Below are 2977 nucleotides of genomic sequence, written 5' to 3'. Positions count from 1 at the left end.
TTCCTGCATTCCTTCCGGGCGGCGCTGATTCCCATCGTGACGATCCCCGTCTCGCTCATCGCCACCTTCGCCATCATGTATGCGGCCGGTCTCACCGTGAATACGCTGACGCTGCTCGCCATGGTGCTGGCCATCGGCCTCGTGGTGGACGATGCCATCGTGGTGCTGGAGAACATCTACCGCCACATCGAGGAGGGCATGGAGCCATTCGCCGCGGCCATCAAGGGCGCGCGCGAGATCGGCTTTGCCGTCGTCGCCATGACACTGACGCTCGCCGCCGTCTATGCGCCCATTGCCTTCACGCCCGGGCGCACCGGACGGCTGTTCCTCGAATTCGCGGTCACACTGGCGGGTGCTGTGATCGTCTCGGGCTTCGTGGCGCTCACCCTGACGCCGATGATGTGCTCCAAGCTGCTGAAGCCCACGGAACGCCGCAACGTCTTCGCCCGCATCGTGGAGGGAGCGCTTGGCGGCCTCGAGCGCGGCTATCGCGCCAGCCTCTCCTTCGCCCTGAAGCTGCGCTGGCTGGTGCTGTTCGCAGGGCTTGGCGTGGGGGTGGCCGGCGGCTGGCTGTTCACGCAGATGAAATCGGAACTCTCGCCCACGGAAGACCGCGGCACCATCATCATCAACGGCTCGGCGCCGGAGGGCGCGAGCTTCGGCTACACCCAGCGCTATGCCAGCCAGGTGGAGGCGCTGCTGGCGGAGGTGCCGGAGCTCAGGTCCTATCTGATGATCGTGGGGCCAGGAGAGGTGACGCGCTTCCTCTCCTTCGCGCGGCTGAAGGATTGGTCGGAACGCGAGGTATCGCAGCAGGAGATGACGCAGTCGCTGCTGCCGAAGCTGCGCAAGGTCGCGGGCGTGCAGGCCTTCGCCTCCAACCCGGGCTCGCTTGGCACGCGCGGCTTCGGCAAGCCCCTCCAGTTCGTCATCCAGTCATCGGCTTCGTATGAGGAGATCAATGCGCTGGCCAGCCAGCTGGTGGAGCGGCTGAAGGACAATCCGGGCCTTGCCGACATCGACACCGACATGCGGCTCAACAAGCCGGAAGTCGATGTGGAGATCGACCGCAACAGGGTGGCGGACCTTGGCCTCGACATCTCCGTCATCGGGCGCACGCTGGAAACGCTGCTGGGCGGGCGCAATGTTTCGAGCTTCCAGATCGGCTCCGAGCAGTATGACGTGACGGTGGCGCTGCCGCCGGAGGAGCGCACCTCGCCCGATACGCTGAACCGCATCTTCGTGCGCGGCAAGGACGGGCAGATGGTGCAGCTCTCCAACATCGTCAGCGCCAGGGTGACGGTGGCCCCGCGCGACCTGCGCCGCTTCAACCAGCTGCGCGCCATCACCATCGAGGCCAGCCTGGCGCCGGGCTACACGCTGGGAGAGGCGATCGCGGCCGTGAACCAGGCGGCGGCCGAGGTGCTGCCGCAGGATACCCTCACCGACCTCACGGGCCAGGCGCGCGAGTTCAGGGACGCAAGCTCCAACCTGGCGCTGGTCTTCCTCATGGCGCTGGCCTTCATCTACCTCGTGCTCGCCGCGCAATTCGAAAGCTTCCGCGATCCGGTCATGATCATGGTATCGGTGCCGCTGTCGGTGACGGGCGCGCTTCTTGCCCTGTGGCTCACCGGCGGCACGCTCAACGTCTATTCGCAGATCGGGCTTGTCACGCTCATCGGCCTCATCACCAAGCATGGCATCCTGATCGTCGACTTCGCCAACAAGCTGCAGCAGCAGGGAACGGAGCGGACCGCCGCGATCCTCGAGGCGTCGCGGCTGAGGCTGAGGCCCATCCTGATGACCACGGCAGCCATGGTGCTGGGCGCCATTCCGCTGGCGATCGCCACGGGTGCCGGTGCCGAGAGCCGGCAGCAGATCGGCTGGGTGATCGTCGGTGGCATGAGTCTGGGCACCCTGCTCACGCTGTTCGTGGTGCCGTGTGTTTACGCGGTGATGGGCTGGCGGCCGAAGACCATTTCGCCCTTGGCCCATCCGCAAGCGGCTGAGTGAATGTCCCTGTCTCCCGCGCGCATGCGGGGGAGAAGGCAAAGGGGTCAATCCTTCCCCTCATCCTCGCCTGGTTCTTCCTCTTCCACCGGGATGGCATAGTGCCCGCCGAGCCAGCGGTTGAGGTCGACCTGGGCGCAGCGGGTGGAGCAGAAGGGGTGTGCCTTCTGGATGGAGGGCTTGGCGCAGATGGGACAGGGGCGCCTGGGGCGCAGTCTCACCGGTTCGGTCATCTCAGACCTCGGATTGCGGCGCCGTCATCCAGCTGTGGAACACGGGATAGCCAGCGCCCTCGAGAAGATGCACCGTCTCGTACAACGGCAGGCCCACGACGGCGGAGTAGGAACCCGTCAGCATGCGGACGAAAGCCTCGGCGCGGCCCTGGATGGCGTAGCCGCCCGCCTTGCCCCGCCACTCGCCAGAGGCGATGTAGCTGTCGATGTCCTCGCGCGAGAGGCGCTTGAAGCGCACCTTGGTCTCGACGCAGCGGCTGGAAACCTTGTTGCCGGGGGCGATCAGGTGAACGGTGGAATAGACCCAGTGCGAGCGGCCCGAGAGCAGCGACAGGCAGTCGCGCGCCTCGTCCACCGTCTCGGCCTTGGGCAGGACGCGGCGGCCCAGCCCCACAACCGTATCCGCTGCCAGCACGAAGGCATTGGGCCCCTCGGCGCGCACCAGCGGCATCTCCAGCGCGCGTTCCGCCTTGCCGCGCGCCAGCCTGATGGACAGCGCGCGCGGCGTCTCGCGCTTGTGGGGGATCTCGTCGATGTCGGACGGGTTGAGCAGGTCGGGTGTCAGCCCGACGCGTTCGAGCAACTGCAGGCGGCGCGGCGAGGCGCTTGCCAGCACCAGCCTTACCGGGGCGCCGGAGCCCTTGGCTTTACTTGAAGCGATAATTGATGCGGCCCTTCGTCAGGTCATAGGGCGTCATCTCGACCATGACGCGGTCGCCCGCCAGCACGCGGAT

Annotated in this window: 3 protein-coding genes and 1 pseudogene; 1 reads left to right on the top strand and 3 read right to left on the bottom strand. The window is 66.7% G+C overall.

Features of this window, described 5'->3' with window-relative positions:
- Window positions 1-2013: efflux RND transporter permease subunit (locus ACILRA_RS21605; RefSeq protein ID WP_395664102.1), on the top strand; the 2013-nt coding region annotated here is incomplete at its 5' end.
- A gap of 44 nt (window positions 2014-2057) precedes the next feature.
- Here ACILRA_RS21605 and yacG read toward each other — a convergent pair.
- The 3 genes and pseudogenes from yacG to ACILRA_RS21590 form a co-directional block, all read right to left on the bottom strand.
- Entirely contained in the window at window positions 2058-2243 is a 186-nt protein-coding gene (gene yacG, locus ACILRA_RS21600) for a DNA gyrase inhibitor YacG (protein WP_395664101.1), read from the bottom strand.
- Between the two features lies 1 nt (window position 2244).
- A complete protein-coding gene (locus ACILRA_RS21595) occupies window positions 2245-2859 on the bottom strand; it encodes a Maf family nucleotide pyrophosphatase (protein ID WP_395664100.1) in 615 nt (204 codons plus the stop codon).
- Window positions 2860-2890: 31 nt separating this feature from the next.
- Window positions 2891-2977: pseudogene (locus ACILRA_RS21590) on the bottom strand (translation initiation factor IF-1); the annotation flags it as partial.

The sequence above is a fragment of the Aestuariivirga sp. genome, assembly GCF_044239095.1.
In the GTDB taxonomy this organism is placed as follows: domain Bacteria; phylum Pseudomonadota; class Alphaproteobacteria; order Rhizobiales; family Aestuariivirgaceae; genus Aestuariivirga.
Note: the sequence above shows the minus strand (reverse complement) of the source record. Positions and strands in the feature narration are given on the sequence as shown.